The organism is Pseudomonas sp. LBUM1673, from assembly GCF_059695645.1.
Map to the genome: position 1 here is coordinate 2,477,155 of NZ_CP166780.1, position 26,093 is coordinate 2,503,247.

Genomic DNA, 26,093 nt, shown 5'->3' on the forward strand with positions numbered 1-26,093 from the left:
TTTTCGACTCGCTTGTCATTCAAGGCATGTGAACGAATCAAGAGAACTATTTCAATGCCCGCAGTCATACCTTGCTGTCCGCGTCCGGCTTCTTCCCGCCTGCGTCCGTTGCTGCACTTGAGCCTGTTGTTGGGCCTGAGTGCCAGTCCGTTGTTCATCACTGCCAGTTGGGCCGAAGACAGTACCCGGCGCAATTATCAGGTGCCTGCCGGCAGCCTGAGCGATGCGCTGACCCGCTTCGCCGGTCTGTCTGGCGTCAATCTTTCGGTCGACCCGGCACTGGTGGGCGGTCGCACCAGCCCCGGTCTTTCCGGCGAATACGCAGTCGAGGAGGGCTTTGCCCGGTTGTTGCAGGGTTCCGGTCTGCAACTGCAGCCCGTGGGCGAACAGGCCTACATCCTGACCCCGGCGCCAGAAGGCAGCAGCCTGCAACTGGCCCCCACCTCGATTCTCGGTGCCACGGGCGAGACGGGCGGCGAGGTGTATGCCGGTGGCCAGGTCGCGCGCCGTGGTTCGCAAGGCTTGCTAGGCTCGAAAGACTTCATGGAAACGCCGTTCAGCATGACCACCTACACCAGCGAGGTGGTCAAAAACCAGCAGGCTCGTACCTTGGGCGACCTGATCGCCAGCGATCCCTCGGTCCGTGCCACCAACCCGGCGGGCGGGCGTTATGAGCAGTTCACCATTCGTGGGCTCAGCCTGTTCAACAGTGATGTCGCCTACAACGGCCTGTACGGCGTCCTGCCGACCTATACGATCGACATGGAGATGGCCGATCGCGTCGACATTCTCAAAGGCCCGAGCCAGCTCATCAACGGCATCTCGCCGCGGGGCAGCGTGGGTGGCGGAATCAACGTGGTGCCCAAGCGCGCGACCGACAAGCCCATCACTTCGTTTACCGGGAGCTACGCTTCCGACAACCAGGTCGGCGGTGCCGTGGATGTCGGCCGGCGCTTTGGTGAAGACAACAAGTTCGGTATTCGTTTCAACGGCGTGAAGCAGTCCGGCGACACCGAATGGGATCACCAGAGTGTCGACCGCGAGATGGCCGTGCTGGGTCTGGATTTTCGCGGTGAACGCCTGCGACTCTCGACGGACCTGGGGCGCACCGAACGTGATACCGACGCCCCGCAGGAACGCGTGCAGGTCGGCGCCAATGCGAAAGTTCCAAATGCGAACGATGTCCGCCACAACTATGCGCAGCCCTGGAGCAAGGCGAGTACCAACGACACCTTCGGGACGGTGAACGGCGAATTCGATGTCAGCGATTCCGTCATGCTGTACGGCGGTGTGGGCGCGCGTAAAAGCAATCATGACTTTCTCCGGCATGCCGTTGCGGTCACCAACGATGCCGGCGATTTCAGCGTTCAGCCGCGTGACTTCACCCGTGACGAAAATGTCCGGACGGCCACGGCAGGGGTGCGCAACTGGTTTCATACCGGCCCGGTGAGCCATGAAGTCAACCTGGCCGCCAGCTATTTCTACATGGACTTCGAAAATGGCGGAGCCCGTTATGCCGCGGCCCCCAGCAACCTCTACGACCCCGCGGAAACACCAACACCTGGCAGGCCCACTCGACTCGATTCGAAGGTCTACACCGAGAACCGCTTTAGCGGCGTGGCGTTGTCCGACACGCTGGGTTTCTTCGATGACCGGCTGCTGCTGACCCTCGGCGCCCGCTGGCAGCGCGTGAAGGTTGACGACTGGGCGGATGATGTCAAAGGCGCTACGGCCTACGATGAGGAAAAGGTTTCGCCGTCGGGCGGCATCCTGTTCAAGGCAACCGATAAGCTGTCGTTGTATGCCAACTACATGGAAGGCCTGAGCCAGGGCAAGATCGCGCCGTCGACCTCTGTGAACGAGGACGAGATCTTTCCGCCGTTCATCAGCCGCCAGGTCGAGGTCGGCGCCAAGTATGACGCGGGTGCGTTCGCCGTGACCGCCGCGGTGTTCCGGATCAAGCAACCGGCCTATGAGACCAACGCCACGACGCGAGTTTTTGGCCCGAACGGCAAGCGTGAGAACACGGGTGTGGAACTGAGTGTGTTCGGTGAACCGCTCAAAGGTTTCCGCCTGCTCGGTGGCGTCATGTACATCGACAGCGAGTTGAGCAACACCACCAATGGCACCTTCGACGGCAACCGGGCGCCGGCCACGCCGAAATACAACGTCAACCTGGGCGCCGAATGGGATGTGCCGACCGTACGGGGCCTGACCCTGACCAGCCGCGGCCTCTATTCCAGCTCGCAGTATCTGGACCAGTCCAATAATAAGGAAATCGACTCCTGGGAGCGTTTCGACGTAGGTGCACGCTACGCGTTCAAGATCGACGAAAAGAACATCACCCTGCGTGCCAATGTCGAGAACGTGGCGGACAAACGCTACTGGAGTTCGGCCGGGGCCTCGGATGACAGCGAGCCCGGCTTGACGCTCTCGACCCCACGAACCTACCTCCTTTCGGCGACGGTCGACTTCTGAATCAATCCAGCCATGCCTGCGCCACAGGGAAGGGCGTTGCCGTGTGGTGTCATGCGCTCGCGGGTGGACGTGGCAAGATCGGGGAAAGCGCAATCCATGTGGGAGCGGGCTTGCTCGCGAAGACGGAGGCACAGCCAACATTGATGTCGCCTGATTCACCGCTTTCGCGAGCAAGCCCGCTCCCACAGGTTCCCGCACTTTAACTGACTGGCATTGGCCGCATTCAGCGACCCTTTTCACCTCTAACGGTCAGTATCCGAACTTGTCCCGCAATCCGTAGTACCAGGCACCCAACGCCGCGAACGGTGTACGCAGCAATTGTCCGCCGGGGAACGGGTAGTGGGGCAGGTCGGCAAAGGCGTCGAAGCGTTCGGCCTGACCGCGCAAGGCTTCGGCCAGCACTTTGCCCGCCAGGTGTGTGTACGTCACGCCATGACCACTGCAGCCCTGCGAATAGTAGATGTTGTCGCCCAGTCGCCCGACTTGGGGAAGGCGCGACAGGGTCAGCAGGAAATTGCCGGTCCAGGCGTAATCGATTTTCACGTCCTTGAGCTGCGGGAAGGCCTTGAGCATCTTCGGTCGAATGATCGCCTCGATATTCGCCGGGTCCCGCGCGCCATACACCACGCCGCCACCAAAAATCAGGCGTTTGTCAGCGCTCAGGCGGTAGTAGTCGAGCAGGTAGTTACAGTCTTCGACGCAGTAGTCCTGGGGCAACAGGCGCTTGGCCATTTCATCGCCCAAGGGTTCGGTGGTGATCACTTGAGTCCCGCAAGGCATCGACTTGGCCGCCAGCTCCGGCACCAGATTGCCGATGTAAGCGTTGCCAGCGACGATGATGAATTTGGCCCTGACCTTGCCCTGGGGCGTATGCACCACCGGATTGGCGCCGCGTTCGATGCGCACTGCCGGCGATTGCTCATAGATAGTGCCACCCAGCGACTCTACGGCCGCCGCTTCGCCCAGTGCCAGATTAAGCGGATGAATGTGCCCGCCGCTCATGTCGAGCATGCCGCCGACGTATTGATCGCAAGCCACCACTTCACGGATGCGACGTTGATCCATCAGCTCAAGCTGCGTGTGACCGAAACGCTCCCACAGACGCTTTTGGGATTCCAGGTGGCCCATCTGTTTGGCGGTGATGGCGGCGAACACACCGCCGTCCTTCAGGTCGCACTGGATGTTGTATTTGGCCACCCGCTCACGAATGATCCGTGCGCCCTCGAATGCCATTTGCCCCAGCAGCTGAGCTTGCTTGGGACCGACATTGCGCTCGATCACGTCGATATCACGGCTGTAGCTGTTGACGATCTGGCCACCGTTGCGCCCCGATGCGCCAAAACCAACCTTGGCCGCTTCCAGGACCGTTACCCGAAAACCGTTTTCCAGCAGAAACAGGGCAGAGGACAGGCCGGTGTAACCGGCGCCGATGACACAGACATCAGTATCTACATCATCCTGCAAGGCCGGGCGCGGTGGCGCCGCATTGGCCGACGCGGCGTAATAGGACTCTGGGTAGGGGGTGTTCGCCATCCTGCAGCCTCTGTTTAATATATTTTACGAGTGCATCGATCCTACCCGAGTTAAAAATCGACCGCCAGCCACCGGAAAATCTTCTTTGCCACAGCAAAATTAAATATTTTGCATATTCATAGGGTTAGGTGAAAAAAAGGTGTTGACACCCCTCCGGAATTCCGTAGAATGCCGCCTCACAGCAGGCACGTAGCTCAGTTGGTTAGAGCACCACCTTGACATGGTGGGGGTCGTTGGTTCGAGTCCAATCGCGCCTACCAAACAAAATCCGCTCTGCTGGGCGGTCTAGAAGGGCTCACCGAAAGGTGGGCCCTTTTTTGTTGTCTGGTCTTTGGGCAAACTTTGGGAATATTTTGGGCAAACGACTACTGGTTACACCTTCAGGTCGGCGCTCACCTTCATGTACACCACTGCGTCATCGCCATGACCAGCCTGGTAGTGTTCAGTCATTTTGACATCCGCGTGCCCCATCAGCCCCTGGATGTATTCCTGCGGGAAACCCTGTTGCTCATACAGCCACGCACCCAGTGCCCGGATCTCGTGAAAGGTGGGGCGCTCGCCGGCCGGCATGTTGTCGTAGGCCTTCGAATCGTCCCGCGCCTGGGCGAATGACTTGGTCAAATAGTCAGGCGTCACCGCGTTCCAGTGAAGCTTGGCGTCGAGCTGTGTACGCTTGCGGGCCTTCGGCGAGTAGTGGATGAGATACGGGCGAATGACTGGCGATCGCATGCACTCTGCCACGACTTCCCGCAGCGCTGGCCCCATAGCAATCTCCAGGTGCACAGGCTTCCCATAATTCTGCGTCTTCCCGGGCGACACCCTGATGGTGTTCTGTTCGAGGTCAACGGCCGACTTTGGCCACATCACGATATCTTCCCGCCGCTGAAGACTCAGCAACCCCAGCCGGATGGCGCGCTTCAGCCATATCGGCGTGCCCACGTATTCCAAAATCGTGTTCAAGCCCTCGACGGTGTGGCGCTGGCGCTTCTTCTCGGCTTCCTTCTTGACCAGGGTTAGCTCGGCCGAGTTGCGCTCGCACAGGCCCTTGGCCACGGCGAAGGCGAAAATCTGAACGAGCAGCCCGCGGTGTTTGGTGTAGGCGTTGTTCTCGAAACCGTCCAGATATTCAGCCACGGTCAGCACGCCCAGTTGCCCCATCATAAAATCGCCCAGGTCTTCCCGGTACCGTGCCAGCTTGAACTTGATCTCCTTCAGCGTCCGCTCGGCGTAGTTCCGGGTGCCCAGCCATTCCTTTTCAAAGCGCTCAAGGCAGCCGCTGAACTTTGGTGCGGCCTCACCGGTGAGCATGGCCAGCAGTGCGCCGTCGTCAGCCAGAAGAGGAAGCAGCTTTGCGTTGGCGGCGTTGGCCAGCTTGATGGCCTCCGCCATCTCCTGGCGCGGGATCAGTCCGCCGACCGGCTCCCAGCATTCCCACGCCAGATCGAGCATCGAGAAAAACTTGCCGTGAAGTTTGCCGTTGCGCATGCGGGTGAACTTGCCGTGAATGATCTGGCCAGCCTTCCACTTCTGGACAGTTTCACGGTCAGCTTCGGTGGCCGGTACCAAACCTTGGGCGGTGCGGATCAATGCGAGCTCAGCCACGCCAGCATGAGGTCGTGTTTGCTGCCATGGGCGAGGACAAGGAGGAACGCATTCTGGCCACCCGGCAGCGGATCAGCATCAGCGAGACTCGCCGCAAACCAATCGGCCGATCCACCAACCGGGCCGCGCACCTTGTCACGATGGGGAAGATCCAGGCCGCTATTGAAACGCTTCCATTCCAGGTGCAGCAGCTCGGCCACTTCCTGTATCACCCGTACGGCATCGCCGCCGGCGAAGCGACAGCCGAGGATGAAGCCAAACAGTCTGCTTTGATTGTCAACCTGAAGGCATGGAAGGCTTACAAATTCGGACTGGGGAAAGTCTCTGCACAGCCTACATGGCCAACTGCGCCTGTTTGGCCTTCAGAGCCTGCGGTGCCTGTAATGGTCACTGACTCAGAAATCAGCACCGCCGAAACGATTTAACCGGCCTCACATGAATCAACCCGCCATCGAGCGGGTATTTTTATGCCTGGAGAAAAGCAATGACCGCAACCGAAAAAGATCGCGACATCCTCGCCCGCACATTGTGGGGCGAGGCGCGTGGCGAATCGCTGCCCGGCCAAATCGCCGTGGCCTGGACGATTCGCAATCGTGTAAACGATGGCAAGGCCAAGTCGTGGTGGGGGGAGGGTTACGCCGGGGTCTGCCAGAAGCCGTACCAGTTCAGTTGCTGGAATTCGAACGACCCGAACTTCGCCTACCTGAGCGGCGTGAAGCCAATCCCGGCCGGACAATTCACCCAAGCGCAGAGGGCTGCCGATCTGGTGATGTCCGGTGCCGAGCCAGATCCCACCAGCGGCGCCACGCACTACTACGCGACCACCATGCCGAGGGCTCCAGCCTGGACTGTGGGAGCGAAGCAGACGCTGAAGCTCGGGCACCACATCTTCTTCAAGTATGTGCCATGAGTCCTGCGGCGTGGAAGTTGGCCGGAGTGCTGGCGCTGCTGCTGGTCACGACCGGCGGGGTCTGGCACGTACAGGATTGGCGCTACGGCAAGCAGCTCGCCGAACAGGCTGGCCTGCATCAGGACGATCTTGACGTCATCAGCAACGCGGCCGCCGCCCAGGTGCGCGCCGATCAGGACAAGCGCCTGGCGCTCGAGCAGCGGCTGTCGGCCAGCGAACAAACTCACTACAGGAAATTGAGCGATGCACAAAAAAGACCAGGCTCGCCTGCGCGATCGCCTTGCCACTTCTGATCTGCGGCTGTCAGTCCTTCTCGACGCCACGGATCCAGCCAGTGGCTGTTCAGTGTCAGCCACCACCGAAACCGGCAGCGTGGTTCATGGAGGAGTGCGCGCCCGACTTGACCCGGCGCATGCTCAACGAATTATCGGAATCACCGGTGATGGCGATCAAGGATTGATCGCTCTGGCGGCGTGCCAAGCCCATGTAAAAGAAGTGTCCGCGACAAAGTAAAAAAAGCGGCCAGCCTAGGTGCGTCAACATCCATGCTGGCCACCGAACGACAAACTATCCCTGGAAGCCCAGCAAAGTTGATCTCTGCATATAGTAGAGGGCTATAATCCATTGATAGTTTGTCATAATCATTACTCTTCTATTTCATACCCGAATTTCATTATTACTGATAAAGTTGTGCCGCCGCCGGCTGTAGGTGTTTGTGGTTGCCAAACAATATTCCCATCTGGGTTGTCTTGCTGATTATCATCGCTTGTACTAGGGACGCACGTATTTTCCTTTCCTGCTGCCCAAGGTACATCCCATGATGCTTGTACCCATCTGTCATTTTGGCCATAAATGGAATAACTAATAGAACCCTCCGTACCAGAGGATGCATTATCCCTGCCTTGAGCGACTAAGACTTGAATTGTTGTTTTTGGCGGGACTTGAGCTACAGGGCCAGATTCTACTCTTCCCCAGTCGAAGCTTATGTCTTTATAAATGAGGGTTTTAGTTTTGGAATCATTAACAATGGTTAGGTAGAACTTTTCAGATGCGCCCATGATAAAAATCTCCAATTGCATTAGAGTGAATTGCTGTTGTTTTCTATTGCGCGCTGCCAAGAAATGCCAATGGTTACGAAGTCATGATAGGTTTCTCCTCCCTGGAGATAATATTTAATGATAGTGCTGCAACCCATTTGCTCTCATAACAACAGCTATCATTTTTCCTTGGGCAAATAACAACCTATTGCGCTGCCTGAGGAATTGCATTTTGTAGGCGTATGCCTCTGGTTCTGACGGCAATACTTTAAATTTAAGAACGTAATTCAAATTGTGTTGGAAGACTAATTAATTGTATTTCGGGTAATTGATGGTCAATAAAGCCATCCCTGAAACCGTGGAAGGCGTCTGCTTGCGTTGGTTCTTGTTTGGAGGTTGTTGTGTGAGCAGGAGGTCAAAATAGCAGCCAAGGATAATGACAATGCGCTTAAGGCGAATTTTCTTGCGAAAGACATATTCTTGCTCCTTTTGATAGGCGTTTGGCTTATGGTGAAAATCCACAACGGGGTGACTAACCAGCTTCGTTGTTTTTTGTAACCATCCAAACTTTGCCAGTAACTCCATTTTATTTACGCTACATCCTGGGTTTTTCAACAGGCCTCGGTGAACTATAGATCCGAATAATTGACTGTCAAAGCTGGCGGGTTGAAGCTGGGGAGGGATAAGACGAACGGTAGGATAGTCCTGTCTGGGGGATGATGAGCCAGAACTGAACCTCCAGGCTTGATCAGTTGTGAAGACGTCTTGTGTTTGAGGGGATTGTGTTCGGTCGGCAGAACGCCGGAGAAAGGGTGAACTACTGTAGGAATATACAACGCTAAGTTATTGATTTTTATAGGATGATGTGGCTGTTTTGTATCTCGTTAAAAACGATAGTTTTTCCTTTAATATCAATAGCTTGCATAGGTCTAGGGGTCACCTTGACATGGTGGGGGTCGTTGGTTCGAGTCCAATCGCGCCTACCAAACAAAATCCGCTCTGCTGGGCGGTCTAGAAGGGCTTACCGAAAGGTGGGCCCTTTTTTGTTGGGCGGCGTTTGGAAGAGCGTTGGAAACATTTTGGGCAAACGACCACCGCGCTACATCTTCAGGTCAGCTTTAACCTTCATGTAAATCACCTGCCTGGTAGCGCTCAGTCATCTTCACCTCGGCGTGGCCAGACTGGTGTGCCCACGTAAGTCAGAATCTTGTTCAAGCCCGCGACGGTATGGCGCTGGGGCTTTTTCTCGGCGTCCTTCTTGACTCGCGTCGTCTTTGCGGAGTATTCAAATCGTGACCTGATCCAAAACCACTCGGCTGCATGCATTCGTTCCGCTGGTTGCCGTTGGGCGCGGAGGGGAGTGCAAGCGGGTGGTGTCGGAGGGAATAAATGGGAATACGGTTTTGAATAAGGATGTTTCTATGTCGTTGCTGGATTTCGATTTGATCTCCAAGGCTTTACCGAGTGCCTGGAAGTCCACTGTAGTTGGGCGGGTAGGAGGCTCAAACATCAAAGTTTTACGTATGGATGAAATGCCCTCTGCGGTAGAGGTTCATGACTATACCGAGGGTTTGTTAGTCATCTCGGGGCAGCTGATGCTGGGCGTTCAGGGCGAGGTCATCAGTATTGGGGAAGGGCAAATGTATCTGGTTGAATCCGGCGTTCCCCACGCGGTGTTACCAGGAAGTCACGGGATCTTGGTCATCATCGATAGTTAAGTTCTTTGCCATTCCGTTGTTTCCGCTTCCAATCAAGTAGCTGATTAGGCACACCAGAAAATCAGGGGGTGGCAAAGGGCTGGTTGGTTCCGCAGTTTTTGTTTTCTGTCGCTGGGCTTTGATCACCGCAAGATAGGGCTGTGCATTCGCAACAGAAAGCCGATCTATTAGAGCACCGGCTCTTGAAACTCGAAAACGCTTTTGGATTAAGCGCTATTTGTGACCATTGAAGAACTCAGTGATCGCCTTAACATCCGGTGCGACGCCGTTAGCGGCTGGATACACTTTAGCGACCTCCAGTGCAAAAGCCTGAGCGGCATCGATAGCTGGCGTGCCTTGCCCAGCTTTTAATTGGCTGGTAAGCCCTGAAATTATGCAGTTCAGGGTAAGAAGCGACGATCCGGTGTATTTCAGAGCCTCTTGTACGTCATTGCTCATTTCACTCTCCTTGAGTTATCCGCGCCAACATTGCGCAGGCCCAATCCTTGGGATTGTAAGCAAAGGACTGGGGGATATCCGTTGCGTGGAGGCAATAGGCTACTATTTGGCGGGCGCGGGGTGTTACTGGGGATTCGTACAGGTGGATGTTTGATTGTCTCTCATGACTGTTCGAGCTGCTAGGAGCGCCTGCCATAGAAAAGATGACATCCATACATAGAATCCGTAGTTGTAGCCAGTTATGGTTATTCTTCCGTCGCCATCATTCCATATGCTCGTATATAGGTATGACGAAAGACCTAGGAGTGTGGCGCACAGGGAGCAAAAAAGACTCTGTCTTGCGCTCTTTTGTGAAAAGAATGCCGCGATTAAAAAGATGTTGGCCAGCCACGCAGCGCTACCATCCAGTAGCGCTAGAAATCCGACACAGACGACGTCATAGCCGTAGGTAACGCTTTCACGATCCCATACCTCATTTCGCGTGTTGATGGCCGGCAGCATGAGACTGAAAGTAAAGAGAGCCAGGCTCAAATCTCGCGGTTCTAAACGGAATGGGCGTAATTTCATCAGCTCTCCCTGCTGTAAAAAACTATCGAATAACACTGGCGATTGGCGAGACGATTTCCGAGGTGAACTTTCTCACTTTGGTCAGCCCAATGCTACAGTCTCCGCTTTCGGGGGAGGACAAATCATGCGGATTTTGGTGCCGGGGCGGCGAGCGTCCGAAATTGATAACTTTGACGACTGATAGGGTCATCCTGTTCAGACGCAGAATCAGAGGTTCAAGCGCGGAGTGTTTGCTTTTCCATTCTTCTTTCGTGATGCGTAAGTGTCTGCCAAACACATCTGCTCTCGAGCTTTCACCGGCTTGCAAACGTTATGCGAATGGGGCTAGATCGCCTTTAAACGTCAATTCACCCCATGTCTTGCCGCCAGGATCTATTTATGCCGCTGAGCTTTCATAAAATGCACGCCAATGGCGATGACTTCGTTATTGTGGACTCGCGAAACTCGGCCAATCCAATGACAAGTACCATGGCTCGGCGAATGGGTGATCGGAACCGAGGCGTCGGATTCAATCAGCTCGCGGTGGTGCTCGATTGCGATGATGCAGTTGCGCGCTTGATGTTTTGGAATGCCGATGGCTCCACGCTGGATGTGTGTGGCAGCGCAACGCGGGGTGCCGCGGATATGCTGATGCGCGAATCAAATATTACTTCGATAGCGCTCCGAACCAACCGTGGTCTACTAACTTGCGAACGAACCTCAACCGGCGCAATTTCTGTCAACATGGGGCAGCCGCTTTTCGGCTGGTCGGATATACCCTTGGCTCTGGAACTGGATACTGTTGTTTTGCCACTTGCTGGTGGCCCAACAGCTTGCAGCATGGGAAATCCGCACTGCACCTATTTTGTGGATGATCTAACAGCCGTTGATATAGCGACAATCGGACCGACCATTGAAACCAACCCCCTATTTCCCCTCAGAACGAACGTGCATTTCGTCCAGATCATTAACCGAAAGCACATTCGGTTGCGCATTTGGGAGCGCTGGGGTGGTATTCCGCTCGGTTCAGGTTCCTGCTCTTGTGGCGCCGCTGTTAGCGGGATGCGTCGTGGCTTGTTAGACAATTGCGTTGAGGTTGAATGTGATGGCGGAACCGTAACGGTTCAATGGGATGGCGTGGGGCCTGTCTTTCTCATCGGACCGGTAGAGACAACTTTTTCGGGAATAATCCCGGATAGCTTGTTATAAGTTTTTAGCGGCTATATCGTGATAAACAGGAACATGAAAGTGAGAAACAACCCCCAAAGAAGGAAATGAGCATGGAAAAGCACTTCGGTAATTCAGGTCTATTCAAGACTGCTTCGTATCACTGCAACGGATCATCAGGCAGCGACATTGCTGGCTGGGAGCTGAAAAATCTTGCTCTGAATACGAAGGAATTTTTGATATGTCCAAAGAACTACTCGGAGTTTCTGCTCTAGGATTGATGGTTTTGGGTGAGTTTTTCGCAATCTACAGTGAGGTGGTAACCGCCAGGCTTGCCCAAACAGGTAATAATTCATGGGAGGCATTCATGCTTCCCGTCGTGCTGATGAGCTTTGCCGGTTTTTGCCTGCTAGGGGCCTATTGGCTGGGCTATGTTGCTGTCGGTGATATCTGGATTGTTACGGTGATTTCAGTCACGTCGCTATTGCTCCTTGAGCCGATAGTGGTTTGGTACTTGTTTCATGAAGCACCTGGACGTGGCGCACTAATCGGGTTTTGCCTGGGGGCTTTAGGCATGCTCTCAACCGTAGTGCTGTAGTTGCTTCATCTGGCCCAGCTATCAACTAACTGGGCCCGCTCTGCTCTCCATTCGTTGTTCGATTTGCCCTGTCACCACATCCAGCCCCACCTCCGGTGAGCACAGTTTCTGAACTGACACAGCCATAACCGTCTACATTGCAGAGGGCACCCCCTTTCTGAGAGAACGGATATGTTTAGATCTCGCTCGTTGATTGCCGCCATGACGTGTCTTGTCCTGGTGTCTGGTTCAGTGACTGCAGTGGCCGACCCGGGGAACGGGAAGGGCCAGGGAAGCGGCAAGGGAAATCCACAAAACAGCCAGGACCATGGCAACCCCGGTCATGGAAACAAAGGGAAAGGTTCAGGGGGGGACGATTGGAGTCACGGCCCGAGCATCAACCGCGGTAGCGTCCTTGGAATCGTTGGCGGTTATCGCGATTACTGGAGTCCCGGTCCCGCCTTGCCGCCTGGCATTCAGAAAAACCTCGCACGCGGAAAACCTCTGCCGCCGGGGATCGCCAAAAAACTCGATGGCCGATTGCTCGGCAGGCTTCCCCACTATGATGGCTACGAGTGGCGGCAGGCTGGCACTGATTTGATATTGGTGGCCATCGCTACCGGGATCATCTATGAGGTTCTCAATGGCGCGTTCGATTGACGTGAAAGCGACCCACAAAATCACGGCAAGCAGTGTGCATGTTCGATAGCTGCACATTTCCTGTCCGCTGGTCGTCAGCCTTTGAACTGTGTAGGGTCGAAGTAGTCAATTACTCCGTGCAATATCAACCTCACGGAACCCACCATGTTATTAAAAAACAAGAGTCTTGCTGCTGTCATGTCATGCGTGATGATGCTTGCAGCCGCCCCGTTATTGCCCGCTGATCTGTCCATCATGAACTCCGCCTACGCGAAGGGTGGTGGTGGTGGTGGTGGTGGTGGTGGTGGCAACGGGGGTGGTCATGGCGGCGGTAACGGTGGCAGCGGGGGCCATGGTGGTGCGGGTCATTCTGGCGGTGTCGGCAGCAATGGTCGTGGCACAGGCCTGAGTAGCGATCATGCAGGCAAAGCTGTCCGCGATCATGGCATCAGTGGCAACCACTACGGCAGCGATCGTAACAGTGACCGCGGCCATGGTTCAGTCACTTCGGGCATTGCGCATTCCAAGGACACGCGAGGGGTGACGAAAGCCTCTGCCATTTCGACTTCTACGCCTGGCGATCACAACACGAAAGGGTTGAGTAAGGCTCGCACTTCGGTTTCCAAAAAAATAGATTAAGTCCAAGACTCTCAAAGCCGGGTATCCATCAGGAGCCCGGCTTTTTTGCGCCCACTATTTGCCAATAGAGTCGGACGCTGAGACAGCAGGCACACGGCTGGCTCTGGCGAAAAGGGCCACGACACCCCCTCCGATCAAGCCGGTGATTACCGCCAGTAGCAGAATCACTTTCTGTGCCCCCAGAGGGGCGGCCAACAGGGCGACCAGCAACCCGGCCAGTGGCTGAGAAAGGTTGTTCAGCAACGTAATAACGCCCACGGTCTTGCCGAAGTCTTTGGGTGGAATCACCCGCTGGCGGGTGCTGCGTATGTACACGTTGAACATTTTGTCGAAACCGACGATCAGCAGGAAGCCGATGACATATCCCCAGGCGTTCGGGCTGAAGGCAGTGATCAGTGCGCCGATGGCAATCATCGTATAAGAAACGACTCCCAGCACCTTCAACGGCAGGGTCACCCGTGCCAGGAAGAACAGAATGACGATGGTGGTCACCGCGCCTGCGGCCTGCAGCCCTGCATAAAAATCTTTGCCGGCGCTGTATTGGCCGATCACCATGGCCGCCGACGTGGCCAGGGTGATGCCGATGATCAGGTTCACGCCTACCGCCAGGCTGATCACCTTCTGCAGTTCCGCCAGATCGCGAATATGCCCGAACGCAATGCGTAGCGGTTGCAGCCAGATGTCCTGATGTTGCTCGAAGGTCTCCAGAGTGATCGAGCTGGTGCGTTGCCAGATCAGCATCGCCAGATCAGCCAGCAGAAACAGCCCGGCAATCCCCATCACCACCCAGTGCCACGGCCAGACTTCCAGCATCAGTGCCGCGACCAGAGGGCCGAGTACCAGCCCGGTCTGATCGGCGATCTGCGAATAGGAAAGGGTCTTGGTGTAGGTGTACTGCTTGAAAATGTAGGGCATGACCACTTCGCGGGCCATGATGCCCTGCGTGGTCAACACGCCGCACAGCGCGGACAGAATCACGATCCAGTAGATGCCATCAAACACGCCATACAGTGCCACGGCCGCAACGCAGGCCACGGCACGGTAGACCTGACTGATGTGCAGGATGCGAATAGGTGAAAACTTGTCGCACAGTGCACCGCATACCGGAAATGACAGAAAGCGAGGCAACGACTCGGCAAAAAAGGCCAGGCCGGCCAAAGACACACTGTCGGTGGTTTGAAAGACGATCAGCGGAACGATGAACAGCAGAATCTGGTCAGCCAGCCGGGACAGGAACAGCGAGATAAAAAAAGCCAGGTAATCCTTACGCATGGTGACCCCGTGTCGATGGCGAGTGGCAATGTATTAACATTCAGCGCAGCCACATGTGTGGGCAAATCCCCCCTGATGGACTACTACTGTAGGGCTGATTCAACTTCGTCTGTTAGGAGTATATCGATGCTGGTCCACTGGTTTCTGGCGGCTATTCACCTCTTGGCTTTTGCGCTGGGCTTCTGGGCAGTACTGACACGCGGCACGGCTTTGCGTCGTCTGGCTGCCGGGGCGGGGGAGGCGCGCAGCGTTTTGATGGCGGATAATCTGTGGGGAATCTCTGCAGTCATTCTGCTGATCGCGGGTGGAATTCGAGCCTTTGGCGGATACGAAAAAGGCACTGATTACTATCTTCACCAACCGCTGTTTCATCTCAAAATGACACTCTTCGTCTTCATCCTGTTGCTTGAAATTGCGCCGATGGTGGCGCTGATCAAATGGCGGATTGCGCTGGGACGTGGGGCGGCTATCGATACCGGGCGCGCAACGCTGTTTGCCCGTATCAGTCATATCGAAGCGCTGCTGCTGGTGCTGATGGTCGTGGCTGCCGTGGGCATGGCGCGTGGGATAACGTTTGGTTAGCCCGGAAAGGAGAAAGCCCTTTCTCGCAACAAATCCGAAACGTCTGACAGTCATGATGTGGGGCTGGGCAGTAGTATCGGCTCCACGTTGCGATTGCATCGCAAAGAGAGGCTGAGCGGAGCGCGATGCGGTGCTTGAATCTTTAGCCAGCCTTTATTCGAGGCTGAACGGGCTGGCTACTGACTGCAGCAGGATTCAGGGGGTTTGCGGCTTGTCTGGGGCGGTCAGGCCAGCCTGAATGCGTTGGTAGATTTCTTCGCGATGCACCGCAACGTCTTTCGGGGCGTTGATGCCAATCCTGACTTGCTGGCCGCTAACGCCCAGAATGGTGATCGTAATGTCATCACCGATGTTTATGCTTTCACCGACTTTGCGGGTGAGTATCAGCATGGTTTTCTCCTTGATTGCTTTGTAGGGCACCTGATTCGGACAGTGCAGAGGTCGGTATTACGTATAGATTAGTGCTAAGTCTCACAGTTTGGGTGCCTCTTTCTGACGCGCAGATGCTGCATTAATTCCCAAGGCGTAACTATACAGAGGCGGCAACCATCATTCTCGTTGTTTTGCGCCCATTTTGCGGCACTCGGGAAGGATCCATGGGTGTTAAAATCGCCGCTTTAAGCATTAGAGGGACGCGTTGTGCGCAAAATGGTCTTGGTAATCGCAATACTGACGTTGGCCGGCTGCGGTGAGGATAAGGGTGTTGACGCTCAAAAGCCGCAACCGACAGTCGCTTCCGTACCTGGGGCGACAACAGGCCCGCAATGGGACGTTGAGGTGCGAGGCGAAACACCCCAGGCGGTCAGCGACCTGAGTGGCTGGTTGATTGAGCACAGCTTTGTTTCCAACGTCGTCAGGGAGAACGGAAAGGTTCGTATTCTGGTCGGGCCGTTCAATTCGAAAGCCGAGGCCGAGGCCAGGCAAGCTGAATTGACAGCGGCGCTCACCCGGGCAAAAAAAAGGAACATCGAATCGCTGATTGTTGAACACCCGACGGCTCAGTGACTTTCCTTCTCGCAGTAGCCGTTCGGCAGGGGAGCGACCTATAAAGGTCGTTCCCCCTCGTGATGTATCGGCAAAATGATCGCTATACCGAGGTATTTTGCGGCAACCCCAGCAGGCCGGTCAGGGTCTTGATAATTGCTTGTTGCCGGGCACGGTCTGTCTGGTGCACGGCTTCTGCGGCGGCGACATCGGCGTCACAGTGTGGGCAAGTCACTTCGTGTGCATGGATGTACTGCAGGCAGCCACGACACAGCGCCAGTTGCGGTGGAATACGTCCTTCGTCCGGCGATTTCTGGCCCTGGTTCGCCCAGGCCAATTTGATCACCTGGCCGCTGTCGCTGACGCTGTTCACCTTCTCGCCGGTATCGATGCGTTCGGTAATCAGGTCAAAACGTCCGACGGCGAAGGACGTTTTTGCGGCGTCCTCGAGTTTGACAATTCGCTCGCGCAGCCCACGTTTTTGCAGGTCCAGCGCGCGGTAATGGCAGTAGGGGTTGTTGCCGGGTTTGCCGAGCAGGGAGTGCGATGTCCAGGTGCAGCCACCACGGCAGACGTCGTTGTAGTAACAGCTTCGGCAGTAGCCCCACAGGTCGTCGACGCCGCGCAGGCGGCCAAAGTGCATGCCTTCGCTGTAGTGCCAGATATCGTGCAGGCTCATGGTGCGCACGTTGCCGCCCGAAAACCCCACCGTTGCCAATGACGGGCAACCCTTGACGGTGCCGTCGGCTTCCAGAGCCAGCACAGTCTGGCCGGCGGCGCAGCCGCTCCAGTGCACGCGCTCGTCACCGAAACCACGCCACATGTGCTCATAGGGGCCGTAGTAACCAATGTTGTTGCCCACGTTCATCAGTAGGCCGCGGTCGACCCCCTCACGGTAGAGACGCGCCAGCAACGGCATCACTTCCAGCAGTTGATAGGGCTGCAACAACAGCTCTGGGTGATCGACGGCATTACCCATGGCGACCGTCAATTGGATCTGCCAGTGAGTGGCGCCGAGGCCGATGATAAGGTCCATCAGCTCGGGCAGATCGGGCAACGTGGCCGCGCCGATTTGAGTGTTGACGCTCACCGCAAGCCCGGACTGTTTGGCGCGTCGCAGGGTATCCACCGCTTTGTCGAACGAGCCCGGAACATTGCGTACCGCGTCATGCAGGGGGGCCAGCCCATCCAGTGACACACCGACGCCATTAAGCCCGGCATCCACCGCGGCCTGCATTTTCGCGGGCGTCAGGTTGCGCCCACCGGTTTGTATGGCGCAATACATGCCATGGTCGTGGATGGCCTGGATCAGTTGGGTCCAGTCTTTGCGTAAATAGGCTTCACCGCCGATCAGGGTGATTTCGCGGGTGCCGAGGGCCGCCAGGGAATCGATGACGTCCAGGCATTCCCGGGTGTTCAGTTCATCGGGGCGTCGATGGCCGGCGCGTGAGCCGCAATGCAGGCATTTGAGATCGCAGGCCAGGGTGATTTCCCAGACCACATGCACCGGCACATAGCGTTTGAGATCGGTTTCACTGAGGTAGCGGGCGGGGCGACGGTCTGACATGGGAAATCCTTGCGCACAACGAGTGCGCGGCACGAATCCATCGAAGTGTTCGCGCCTTCCCTGTGTCAGTGGCGCGACCGGATTTACCTTTTATTGCTGAAAAGAGCCGGGGCTCTGGGCGCGAACCCTGTGGGAGCGGGCTTGCTCGCGAAGACGGCGGCACAGTCAATGTTGATGTCACCTGACACACCGCCTTCGCGAGCAAGTCGGATCGCCGCACCGCCGCTCCCACATGGATTGCGATTACCCGGTGCGGGTTAGCGGGCCTCCAGACGTGCGATTTCAACATTCAATTGGTCCAGCGCGTTGCGCAGGGCACCGCTGTGGGCCAGTTGCTGTTCACCTTGGCTCACCACGGCCTTCAGTTGCGCCAGATTACCGCTGGCTTGCGCTTGCTGTACCGCGACGGCGTAGAGCGGCACCGCATGGTGCGGATGCTCTGGGCGCACAATAACGGGAGCCTGGCTGACAGCTGCGTGTTTCACGTAATGCCAATGGCCCTGTTCCTGGTACTTGTAGTCGGCATAACCGCTTGCCCAATCGCCGCCTAAAATGCCCTTCAAACCGAAGGTCTGGGCAATCTGGCTGAGAGGGCCGCTTGGGCTGCCGGCCAGAGTGAGGATGATGTGGCTCTCCGCCGTCGGCACCAGTTTGGCCTCGGAGTACTCACCCCATACACGGGCACGGAAGTTGAGGGGTGGGTAGGTGCTTTGGAAAATACTCGCAACCCCGCTGACTTTTTTCTTTACGGTGTCCACTAGCAGATCCAGGGTTAAAACCGGTGCACCCAGCAGGTGATTGCTGACATTGAGGCGGGTATGAAAAAGTCCGATTGACATGGTGCTACTCCCTTATTTGTATTCAAGACAAGTCGGGCATGTTTCGTGGTCGAGTCAGCGGCGTTCCTGCCTGCTGATTTCGTCCTTGGCCGTTTCAAGCGCACTCTGCAGTTGGGGTTGCTGATCCAGTTGTTGTTGGGCCAGGCGTGCCAGGTTTTTCATCTGGGCCAGGTCACCGCTGGCCATTGCACTTTGAATCGGTGCGGCGTAGAGCGGCATGATTGGCGGATACGGTGACTCCGGAGGAATAACCGGACCGGGCTCCAATGGCAACGGGGAGACATGGGACGGCACCGCATCAATAAGATGGGCGGGAGCATTGTTGACCTCGACCCACCGTTGACCATCAAAGTATTGATAGTTGGCGACACCTTCTTTCCAGTCAGTACCCACCACCAGTTGCAACTTGAAATTCACGATGGAATTCGAGCCTGGGCCGCCATGGTTGCCTTGGGCCGAGATCAGGATTTTGCTGATACCGGGTGACATAACGGTCAGGTAGGTGTATTCGCCCCACACATCGGACTGCACATCCAGTGGCGGGTTGGTTGCCTGAGTAATTGCAGCTGTACCGTTTACCGTTTCATCAGGGGTAAAGACCAGGAGATTGAGTGCCAGGCTTTGTGCGCCCGGCGCCGAAGTGCCAATTCGGTAGCCGAGTGGGAACAAGCCAACAGGTTGCTGAATAGAACCAGACATAATGATTGCCTCCATTGCAATAAGGGGGAAACAGCGCTAGCGCTTTTCCTGGCGAGTAACTTCCTTAGCCAACTTTTCGTAAGCGGTCTGTAGCTCTTTGGCTTCAGGTTTGGATGCGTCGCGTTGTTTCAATAGCGTCTTCATTTGTTGCAGATCGCCTTCCGTGATCGCGTCATGGATGGCGGCCCCATAGGGGGGGATGGGGTGAGAAGGTGAACGGCTCATAACGACTCCTTCCGTGGTAGTTGCGGACACTGCTGTCATCAGCAGTTTTTGCAGTTAAGCAGGCGCGGATAAATATGCAATGGGCAACGGAAGAGTAATTTTTAATATTATTTGATTAATAGCAATGCGTTAGGGGGTGGGTTGTTCAATATTAAGATTGGCGATAAACAAAGATGTGTTCAGTGGTTTTCTCATAAGCGATGAGTGTCCTTATCGCCATTCATAATGATTTCCTGTCGGGTTGTTTCGGCAGAGGTGAAACAACTGCTCTCAGTTAAAGGGGGCACATGAATTGTTGATCCCGGGAGATTCATCATTCATCCAGGGATCGCCCAAACCGCTCCCGATACACCGAAGGCGGTACCCCGATCACACCGCGAAACGCCACCCGAAAACTTTCCACCGAACGATAACCACAGTGCTGGGCAATCTGATCAGTGTTTTGGCTGGTGCTCTCCAGCAGCTCCCGCGCCCGGGCCAGGCGCTCATGCTGCAACCACGCTTTGGGCGACATGCCGTTGGCTTCGGTAAACCGACGCAGGAATGTCCGTTCACTCATGGCGGCTTCGCTGGCGAGGTCGCGAACTTCCAGCGGTTCGTGCAGACGTTCCCGCGCCCACTGCATAACCCGAGACAGATCGCTGCGCGGTGTCGGGCTGACCGGTGACGGAATGAACTGCGCCTGGCCGCCGGTGCGTTGCGGCGACATCACCAACCGCCGCGCCACCGAGTTGGCCACCTGAGTGCCGAAATCCCGCGCGACCAAATGCAGGCAGGCATCGATGCCGGCGGCGCTGCCGGCCGAGGTAATCAACTGACCCGAATCGACATAGAGCACGTCGGGGTCCACCAGAATGTTCGGGAAATGCTCGGCCAGTTCAGCGCTGTAGCGCCAATGTGTCGTGGCGCCGTGACCGTCCAGCAAACCGCTGGCCGCCAGTACAAACACCCCGGAACAGATCGACAGTAACCGCGCTCCCCGGGCATGGGCCTGGCGCAGGGCGACGAGCAAGGGTTCGGGCACCGGCGTGCTGCGGTCGCGCCAGCCCGGAATGATGATGGTTCGGGCGCGCTCAAGCAGTTCCATCCCACCATCAGCCAGCACCTGAATGCCGCCCATGGCGCGCATCGGTCCTTGGTCGACGGCGACGATGCGGTGTTCATACCAAGGGAAATCGAACTCCGGCCGCACTTGGCCGAAGATCTCCACGGCGATGCCGAATTCGAATGTACAGAGGCCGTCGTAGGCCAGAATTGCGACCAATTCAGGAGTGGGCTGCATTTGGCGGAAAGTTCCCAGTTAGTGTCTTGTACGCCACTGTAGCGGCAAGCGCGGGGCAGATAAAGTCTTCTCAAACCGACCGACACTTTGGAGTACAACCCATGACCAGCCTGGTTCGCGAGATTCCTGCCGCCCCCTGCGCCATTGCCCTGATGCATTTCAGCAGCCGTCTGACCTTTGAGACTGACTGTTCCGACGTCTACGGCAGCCAACAGGCCGGCGAGGTGGATTTTGTCCTGGCGGATGTGCGTGGGCCGTTGGCGTTCGAACGCGGCCATTTGCCGGGCGCGATCAACATTCCGAGCCGACTGATCACGGCCGGCGGCCTGGCGGCCTACCCGAGCTCCACCTTGTTCGTGGTTTATTGCGCCGGGCCCCACTGCAACGGTGCCAACAAGGCCGCGGTGAAACTGGCGGCGCTGGGTTACCCGGTCAAGGAGATGATCGGCGGGGTGACCGGGTGGCTGGATGAAGGGTTTGCATTGAGTGTGGCGGTGCAACCCGCTGTTGCGATGCCCATAAGTTGTGAATGCTGACCCAGTGTGGCGAGGGCGCTTGCTCCCGTTGGGTCGCGAAGCGGCCCTGAAAACGGCTAACCAAGTCTCAGTATTTACGACTGCTTCGCAGCCGAGCGGGAGCAAGCTCCCTCGCCACAGATTCAGCGATTATCTGATGAAGCCTCCCACCACCCATCCAGCGCCGCCTGCAACCAGTCAAACACGGCTGTGTAAGCGGCGCTGTCCTGTGGCGCCCGGGGCAGCGGTGACTCCTCGGCAAAGTGCTCGTTGAGGATCGCCACCGATTCGGCATTCCATTCCGGGTGGAACTGCAACCCCACCCGCGTCACACCGACGCGATACATCTGCTGCTCACAAACGTCACTGCTGGCCAGCAACTGGGCATCCGCCGGTAGATCGATCGCATCTTCGTGCCATTCCAGCACCTTCAGCGTCTGGCCGTGCGCAAAGGTCACCGTGGTCCAGCCAGTTTCGGGGCGAGCCATCCGCCGCACATTCCCGCCCAGGCTCAGCGCCAGTAACTGGGCTCCCAGGCAAATCGCAAACACCGCCGCGCCCTGTCCCAGACTGCCCGCCAGCCACTGACGCTCCGCTTCCAGCCATGCGGGCCCGGCGTTGGATTCATAAGGCCCGCCCAACAGGATCACGGGTGCCGCGCTCACGGGCGGCAACTGGCCGAGGTCGGCGCGAAACACGTTCAGCGCTATGCCTCGGGACCGGGCCCATTCGGCGATGGCGCCAGGACCTTCGGCGCGATGGTGCTGGATCAGGTTCAACGCGGGCATCACGCTTCTCTTTTTTGGGGGGGGCGGGGTCAATGTGCCGCAAAAAAATGTTCATCGCCAGTGCGACTCTTCAATCGGATGCTCTTCAATCAGGCCGCGATTTAATGTGGAAACGGGCATGTGCGCGAAGACGGCCTTAGAAGCGGCGAAGATGCCTGGGCCATCATCGACATCCCACCTCACAGTGTTAGGCTCTGCCCCGAATCCAGCGCGCTGTGAAGGAAGGTTTATGTTGAAGTTGCTCGCTCTGCTCACGCTGCTGGCGTCCACCGCCGTCCACGCTCAAACCCCGCTGCACACCGATCTGCCGCTCAAATACCTGGAACAGGCCAACGCTGTATCCCGCCACCAACCCCTGGTGATTTTCCTGCACGGTTACGGCAGTGACGAGCAGGACCTGTTCGACATCAAGAATGAATTGCCGCCGCAGTACAACTACCTCTCGGTGCGAGCGCCGATGACGTTGGAGGAGGGCAGTTACCAGTGGTTTCGCCAGAAGGGCGAGGGCGCCTATAACGGCGAGACGGACGACCTGAAGGCCAGCGGCCAGGTGCTGCTGGATTTTGTCGCACAAGCGGCGAAGAAATATCACACCGAAGCGGACAAGGTATTCCTGGTGGGTTTCAGCCAAGGCGCGATGATGTCCTACGAGGTCGCGTTGCGTCATCCTGACGCAGTGGGCGGAATTGCGGCGTTGAGCGGGCGCATCCTGCCAGTGCTCAAGTCCGAGCTCAAACCGGATGAAAAACGCCAGCAGCTGGCGATTTTCATCGGTCATGGCACCGCCGACAAACTCCTGCCCTACAACGATGGCACCGAGGCCGACAGCCTGTTGCAGCGCCTGTCACTCAAGCCTGAGTTTCATGCCTACCAAGGTGTCGGCCACAGCATCAGCGCCACCGAGATGCAGGATTTGAGCGCCTGGTTGCAGCGCCTCAATCCCTGAGTTGGTCGGGTTTATTGGCCAGTGACAATCTGTTTGACCAGCGTTTCGTGGCCGGTTTTGTCATTGGGACGGGAAATGATCTGAACGATGGCCATGCGCGTACCAGAAGCGGCCATCAACGTGGTGTCGAGGGTCATGCCGCCGCCCTGGGTGGCGGTGCTGTCGATCTGCCGAAGGCCCAGGCCCGTGCCTTTCTGGGTCAGGCTTTTTTCGCTCGTTTTGTTGAAATCCGGCAAGGCGTTGCGTTGCTCGGTGGCGAACGCAGACACGGTGGCGTCAAGGAACTCGCCGTCGTTGTCCTTGACGTTGGCGCCGCCGGGAATGGTGTTTTCAGCGGCGATCACCACGGTTCTGGTGGTTTGATTGGTGTACATCGTGCCTGTCGCCCCGGCGGTGCCGGTGGTCGCGTCGCCAGCCGGCAGCGGGTTGGCGATGAAACCCTTGGGCAGGGTGAAGATGAACTTGCCGCCGAGCATCGAGACCTTCTGGGTCGGCGCTTTGTCGCTGGCAGTAGCCTTGGCCGCCTGCGCATTCAGGGCCCCGAGACTGGCAGCCGCCATCAGCAGCAGAACAACGGCTTTTTTACTCAACAATGACATTCAAACTCTCCATGGGATGATCCGCGCTTTGACGGCGATCATCCCACGGATCGCGATCTTGTAGCAGCTGCCGAGCCTGCGAGGCTGCGTTCGGCTGCGAAGCAGGCGTGAATCCGGCTAGCACAGTCTGCCTGACGCACCGCAGTTTCTGAGTTTACGACTGCTTTGCAGCCGAACGCAGCCTCGCTGGGGCTCGACAGCTGCTACAGAGCCGAATGCAGCGGCTACACAGGGTGCGTTCTCACCTTGTGGCGCGGTGCGGTGATCATCGTTGCCGTTCGTCGAAACGATAAGGGATTGGATGCAATACCCGCTGTTTAGTCATTAGCAGCACCCCCAACGACACGCCTATCCCTAAGACAAACCCCAGCCATCCAAACGTTGGTAACGCCAACGCCAGCACCAGACAAAACGCCGCAAACGAATACATCCCGGTAGCCGTCGCCCTGAGCAACGCCGCCGTAAAAGCCGGACCACGAGTCTGCTGGGAAAACACCGCCATCACACTGCCCAGCACCGGAAATACCGCGAGCAGACCACTCCAGCGTTCGCCCACCGTGCTGGCCAATAATGTCACGGCCAAGGTGAGCAGGGCGCCGGCGATCATGCGCAGCAGCAGTTTGTCGGACTTCGGCGCCGGGCCTGACACGATGGGCTGTACCGAGGGAAACAGGTGTGGCGCGACCAGCAACGCGATGGCGGCCGCGATCACCGAGAACACCAGCGACGGTGGGATCAGCGACAGCACAGCAGCCGCCACCGCCCAGACCAGCAGCGCAATCGTCAGCGTCCACGGCCAGCTCAAGCGTTGTGCAACCTGGGCGTAGGTCACGCAGAAGGCAATCATCGCAAACATTGCCGATAACGCCGCCGTCGCTGCCTGAGCGGCGAACACCTGGCCTTGCTCAATGGCGAGGAAGAACAGAATTGGCCCGACCACCACCGGCAACCCCGACAGCCACCCGGCCACGCTTGGGCCCCAGCGTTTTCCGGCCAGGGAAATCAGCAAGAGAAATCCTGGAATCACCAGCAGTTTGAGCATCAGCACGCACGCGTCTCCGATCGGTGAGAGCCGGTCACGTTAGCATTGCGGGCGATGGATTGCTCAGGACTGCCGACGCGGGTGCTGGCGTGGGGGCTGTTTACGGTGATCAGCGGGGCGAACAGCTGGTTGATTTTGCAGTTTGTGGTCTGGGTCGGGAGGTGTGTTGCCGGGCCGGGCCTTTTCGCGAGCAAGCCCGCTCCCACAGTTGATCTTCAGTGAACACAAAAACTGTGCCTCACCTGAATCCCCTGTGGGAGCGGGCTTGCTCGCGAAGCTTTTAAGCTCTTTCGATCGCCAATGCCACGCCTTGCCCACCACCGATGCACAGGGTGGCCAGACCTTTCTTGGCATCGCGCTTGATCATTTCGTGCAGCAAGCTCACCAGCACCCGGCAACCCGAGGCACCGATCGGATGGCCCAAGGCAATGGCGCCGCCATTGACGTTGACCTTGTCCAGGTCCCACTCCAGATCCTTGGCCACCGCCAAAGATTGCGCGGCGAAGGCTTCGTTGGCTTCGATCAGGTCCAGTTGGTCGATGGACCAACCGGCCTTGTCCAGGCAACGACGGGTGGCGCTGACCGGGCCGATGCCCATGATCGCCGGGTCGACGCCCGCGTTGGCATAAGCGGCGATCTTCGCCAGCACTGGCAACCCCAGCGCTTTGGCTTTCTCCGCACTCATCAGGATCACCGCCGCGGCGCCGTCGTTCAGCGAAGATGCGTTGCCTGCGGTCACTGAACCGTCCTTCTTGAAGGCCGGTTTCAGTTTGCCCAGGGAGTCGGCGGTGGTGCCGGCCCGAGGCTGTTCATCGGTGGCGAAGGACAGCGGATCGCCCTTGCGCTGCGGGATCAGGATCGGCGTGATCTCATCGGCAAACCGCCCGGCTTCGATGGCGGCCACGGCTTTGTGCTGCGAGGCGGCAGCGAACGCGTCCTGTTGCTCACGGGGCAGGCTGTATTTCTCGGCCAGATTCTCAGCGGTGATGCCCATGTGGTAATCGTTGAACGCATCCCACAAACCGTCGCTGATCATGGTGTCGACGATCTGGCTGTGGCCCATGCGCAGACCGGTGCGGGCACCGGGCAGCACGTAATTGGCCAGGCTCATGTTTTCCTGGCCGCCGGCAATGATCACCTCGGCATCGCCGCAGCGAATCGCCTGCGCCGCCAGATGCAGCGCTTTCAGGCCAGAGCCGCAGACCTTGTTCAGGGTCATGGCCGGCACGGCGAAGGGCAGGCCGGCCTTGATCGCGGCCTGGCGCGCAGGGTTTTGCCCGGCGCCGGCGGTCAATACCTGGCCCATGATCACTTCATCGACCTGCGCCGGGTCCAGGTCGGTTTGCGCCAGCAATTGGCGGATCACCGCGGCACCGAGGTCAACCGCGGACACATTGGCCAGCGAGCCCTGGAAGCTACCGATGGCAGTGCGAGTGGCAGCAACAATCACGACTTCTTGCATGGAAGGA

The 26,093-nt window shown here is 57.4% G+C and carries 28 protein-coding genes, 1 tRNA gene and 1 pseudogene; 14 read left to right on the plus strand and 16 right to left on the minus strand.

What is annotated here, in order from left to right; all coding sequences use genetic code 11:
* Positions 1–54 precede the first annotated feature (54 nt).
* Positions 55–2,478 (plus strand): TonB-dependent siderophore receptor, encoded by a 2,424-nt coding sequence (locus ACA044_RS11185; RefSeq protein ID WP_497446386.1) that lies wholly within the window; start codon positions 55–57, stop codon positions 2,476–2,478.
* A 249-nt stretch (positions 2,479–2,727) separates the two neighbouring features.
* Here ACA044_RS11185 and ACA044_RS11190 read toward each other — a convergent pair whose 3' ends face one another.
* The gene (locus ACA044_RS11190) at positions 2,728–4,011 is read right to left on the minus strand and encodes an NAD(P)/FAD-dependent oxidoreductase (protein ID WP_497446387.1); all 1,284 of its coding nucleotides are present in this window, start codon (positions 4,009–4,011) and stop codon (positions 2,728–2,730) included.
* Between the two features lie 183 nt (positions 4,012–4,194).
* Here ACA044_RS11190 and ACA044_RS11195 point away from each other — a divergent pair.
* Positions 4,195–4,271 (plus strand) — tRNA-Val (locus ACA044_RS11195).
* A 112-nt stretch (positions 4,272–4,383) separates the two neighbouring features.
* On the opposite strand, the gene ACA044_RS11200 is transcribed toward ACA044_RS11195, so the two are convergent.
* Positions 4,384–5,598, minus strand: coding sequence for a DUF1367 family protein (locus tag ACA044_RS11200; protein ID WP_497446388.1), 1,215 nt, complete (start codon positions 5,596–5,598; stop codon positions 4,384–4,386).
* Here ACA044_RS11200 and ACA044_RS11205 point away from each other — a divergent pair.
* From ACA044_RS11205 to ACA044_RS11215, 3 genes and pseudogenes are all read left to right on the plus strand, one after another.
* Positions 5,598–6,038, plus strand: coding sequence for a hypothetical protein (locus ACA044_RS11205; protein ID WP_497446389.1), 441 nt, complete (start codon positions 5,598–5,600; stop codon positions 6,036–6,038). The two genes, ACA044_RS11200 and ACA044_RS11205, sit on opposite strands and share 1 nt — an antisense overlap.
* Before the next feature lie 59 nt (positions 6,039–6,097).
* Positions 6,098–6,523 (plus strand): cell wall hydrolase, encoded by a 426-nt coding sequence (locus ACA044_RS11210; protein WP_497446390.1) that lies wholly within the window; start codon positions 6,098–6,100, stop codon positions 6,521–6,523.
* Positions 6,520–7,036: pseudogene (locus tag ACA044_RS11215) on the plus strand (lysis system spanin subunit). The gene ACA044_RS11210 and the pseudogene ACA044_RS11215 overlap by 4 nt, the downstream one beginning before the upstream one ends.
* Before the next feature lie 131 nt (positions 7,037–7,167).
* On the opposite strand, the gene ACA044_RS11220 reads toward ACA044_RS11215, so the two are convergent.
* On the minus strand, positions 7,168–7,581 hold the full coding sequence (locus tag ACA044_RS11220) for an aegerolysin family protein (RefSeq protein ID WP_497446391.1): 414 nt from the start codon (positions 7,579–7,581) through the stop codon (positions 7,168–7,170).
* Between the two features lie 288 nt (positions 7,582–7,869).
* Positions 7,870–8,145, minus strand: a complete 276-nt coding sequence (locus tag ACA044_RS11225; RefSeq protein ID WP_497446392.1) for a hypothetical protein — start codon at positions 8,143–8,145, stop codon at positions 7,870–7,872.
* 836 nt (positions 8,146–8,981) lie between these two features.
* On the opposite strand from ACA044_RS11225, the gene ACA044_RS11230 reads away from it, so the two are divergent.
* The gene (locus ACA044_RS11230) at positions 8,982–9,278 is read left to right on the plus strand and encodes a cupin domain-containing protein (protein WP_497446393.1); all 297 of its coding nucleotides are present in this window, start codon (positions 8,982–8,984) and stop codon (positions 9,276–9,278) included.
* A 213-nt stretch (positions 9,279–9,491) separates the two neighbouring features.
* Here the strand turns inward: ACA044_RS11230 and ACA044_RS11235 are convergent, their stop codons facing one another.
* Positions 9,492–9,716: a hypothetical protein gene (locus ACA044_RS11235; protein ID WP_497446394.1), complete on the minus strand. Its 225-nt coding sequence runs from the start codon at positions 9,714–9,716 to the stop codon at positions 9,492–9,494.
* Positions 9,717–10,661: 945 nt separating this feature from the next.
* On the opposite strand from ACA044_RS11235, the gene dapF reads away from it, so the two are divergent.
* The 4 genes from dapF (at position 10,662) to ACA044_RS11255 (ending at position 13,284) form a co-directional block, all read left to right on the plus strand.
* Positions 10,662–11,471 (plus strand): diaminopimelate epimerase, encoded by an 810-nt coding sequence (gene dapF, locus ACA044_RS11240; protein ID WP_497446395.1) that lies wholly within the window; start codon positions 10,662–10,664, stop codon positions 11,469–11,471.
* Between the two features lie 238 nt (positions 11,472–11,709).
* Entirely contained in the window at positions 11,710–12,027 is a 318-nt protein-coding gene (locus tag ACA044_RS11245; protein ID WP_497447205.1) for a hypothetical protein, read from the plus strand.
* Between the two features lie 171 nt (positions 12,028–12,198).
* Complete coding sequence (locus ACA044_RS11250; RefSeq protein WP_497446396.1) at positions 12,199–12,666, plus strand: anti-virulence regulator CigR family protein; 468 nt, start codon at positions 12,199–12,201, stop codon at positions 12,664–12,666.
* 144 nt (positions 12,667–12,810) lie between these two features.
* Positions 12,811–13,284, plus strand: a complete 474-nt coding sequence (locus ACA044_RS11255) for a hypothetical protein (RefSeq protein WP_497446397.1) — start codon at positions 12,811–12,813, stop codon at positions 13,282–13,284.
* A 54-nt stretch (positions 13,285–13,338) separates the two neighbouring features.
* Here ACA044_RS11255 and ACA044_RS11260 read toward each other — a convergent pair whose 3' ends face one another.
* A complete protein-coding gene (locus ACA044_RS11260) occupies positions 13,339–14,556 on the minus strand; it encodes an MFS transporter (RefSeq protein ID WP_497446398.1) in 1,218 nt (405 codons plus the stop codon).
* 126 nt (positions 14,557–14,682) lie between these two features.
* Here ACA044_RS11260 and ACA044_RS11265 point away from each other — a divergent pair, with 126 nt between their 5' ends.
* Entirely contained in the window at positions 14,683–15,138 is a 456-nt protein-coding gene (locus ACA044_RS11265) for a DUF2214 family protein (RefSeq protein WP_497446399.1), read from the plus strand.
* Positions 15,139–15,333: 195 nt separating this feature from the next.
* On the opposite strand, the gene csrA is transcribed toward ACA044_RS11265, so the two are convergent.
* Positions 15,334–15,528 (minus strand): carbon storage regulator CsrA, encoded by a 195-nt coding sequence (gene csrA / locus ACA044_RS11270; protein ID WP_007938114.1) that lies wholly within the window; start codon positions 15,526–15,528, stop codon positions 15,334–15,336.
* Between the two features lie 249 nt (positions 15,529–15,777).
* On the opposite strand from csrA, the gene ACA044_RS11275 reads away from it, so the two are divergent.
* Positions 15,778–16,143: an SPOR domain-containing protein gene (locus ACA044_RS11275; RefSeq protein WP_497446400.1), complete on the plus strand. Its 366-nt coding sequence runs from the start codon at positions 15,778–15,780 to the stop codon at positions 16,141–16,143.
* A gap of 82 nt (positions 16,144–16,225) precedes the next feature.
* On the opposite strand, the gene ACA044_RS11280 is transcribed toward ACA044_RS11275, so the two are convergent.
* From ACA044_RS11280 to ftrA, 5 genes are all read right to left on the minus strand, one after another.
* Positions 16,226–17,689, minus strand: coding sequence for a GDL motif peptide-associated radical SAM/SPASM maturase (locus tag ACA044_RS11280; protein ID WP_497446401.1), 1,464 nt, complete (start codon positions 17,687–17,689; stop codon positions 16,226–16,228).
* Positions 17,690–17,946: 257 nt separating this feature from the next.
* Positions 17,947–18,528, minus strand: coding sequence for a DUF1842 domain-containing protein (locus ACA044_RS11285; RefSeq protein ID WP_497446402.1), 582 nt, complete (start codon positions 18,526–18,528; stop codon positions 17,947–17,949).
* A gap of 54 nt (positions 18,529–18,582) precedes the next feature.
* Complete coding sequence (locus ACA044_RS11290; RefSeq protein WP_497446403.1) at positions 18,583–19,227, minus strand: DUF1842 domain-containing protein; 645 nt, start codon at positions 19,225–19,227, stop codon at positions 18,583–18,585.
* Between the two features lie 36 nt (positions 19,228–19,263).
* Positions 19,264–19,452: a DUF1843 domain-containing protein gene (locus ACA044_RS11295; RefSeq protein WP_497446404.1), complete on the minus strand. Its 189-nt coding sequence runs from the start codon at positions 19,450–19,452 to the stop codon at positions 19,264–19,266.
* 313 nt (positions 19,453–19,765) lie between these two features.
* A complete protein-coding gene (ftrA, locus tag ACA044_RS11300; protein ID WP_497446405.1) occupies positions 19,766–20,734 on the minus strand; it encodes a transcriptional regulator FtrA in 969 nt (322 codons plus the stop codon).
* 101 nt (positions 20,735–20,835) lie between these two features.
* Here ftrA and ACA044_RS11305 point away from each other — a divergent pair, with 101 nt between their 5' ends.
* Positions 20,836–21,270: a rhodanese-like domain-containing protein gene (locus tag ACA044_RS11305; RefSeq protein ID WP_497446406.1), complete on the plus strand. Its 435-nt coding sequence runs from the start codon at positions 20,836–20,838 to the stop codon at positions 21,268–21,270.
* Positions 21,271–21,392: 122 nt separating this feature from the next.
* On the opposite strand, the gene ACA044_RS11310 is transcribed toward ACA044_RS11305, so the two are convergent.
* Positions 21,393–22,037 carry a type 1 glutamine amidotransferase gene (locus ACA044_RS11310; RefSeq protein WP_497446407.1) on the minus strand — a complete coding sequence of 215 codons (645 nt, stop codon included), beginning with the start codon at positions 22,035–22,037 and terminating at the stop codon, positions 21,393–21,395.
* 229 nt (positions 22,038–22,266) lie between these two features.
* Between ACA044_RS11310 and ACA044_RS11315 the strand changes: the two genes are divergently transcribed.
* Entirely contained in the window at positions 22,267–22,983 is a 717-nt protein-coding gene (locus tag ACA044_RS11315; protein ID WP_497446408.1) for an alpha/beta hydrolase, read from the plus strand.
* An 11-nt stretch (positions 22,984–22,994) separates the two neighbouring features.
* Here the strand turns inward: ACA044_RS11315 and ACA044_RS11320 are convergent, their stop codons facing one another.
* The 3 genes from ACA044_RS11320 to ACA044_RS11330 all read right to left on the minus strand — a co-directional run bounded on the left by ACA044_RS11320 (position 22,995) and on the right by ACA044_RS11330 (position 26,086).
* Positions 22,995–23,582: a DcrB/PsbP domain-containing protein gene (locus ACA044_RS11320; protein WP_497446409.1), complete on the minus strand. Its 588-nt coding sequence runs from the start codon at positions 23,580–23,582 to the stop codon at positions 22,995–22,997.
* 265 nt (positions 23,583–23,847) lie between these two features.
* Positions 23,848–24,630, minus strand: a complete 783-nt coding sequence (locus ACA044_RS11325) for a hypothetical protein (protein WP_497446410.1) — start codon at positions 24,628–24,630, stop codon at positions 23,848–23,850.
* Positions 24,631–24,904: 274 nt separating this feature from the next.
* Positions 24,905–26,086, minus strand: a complete 1,182-nt coding sequence (locus ACA044_RS11330) for an acetyl-CoA C-acetyltransferase (protein WP_497446411.1) — start codon at positions 26,084–26,086, stop codon at positions 24,905–24,907.
* Positions 26,087–26,093: the final 7 nt, after the last annotated feature.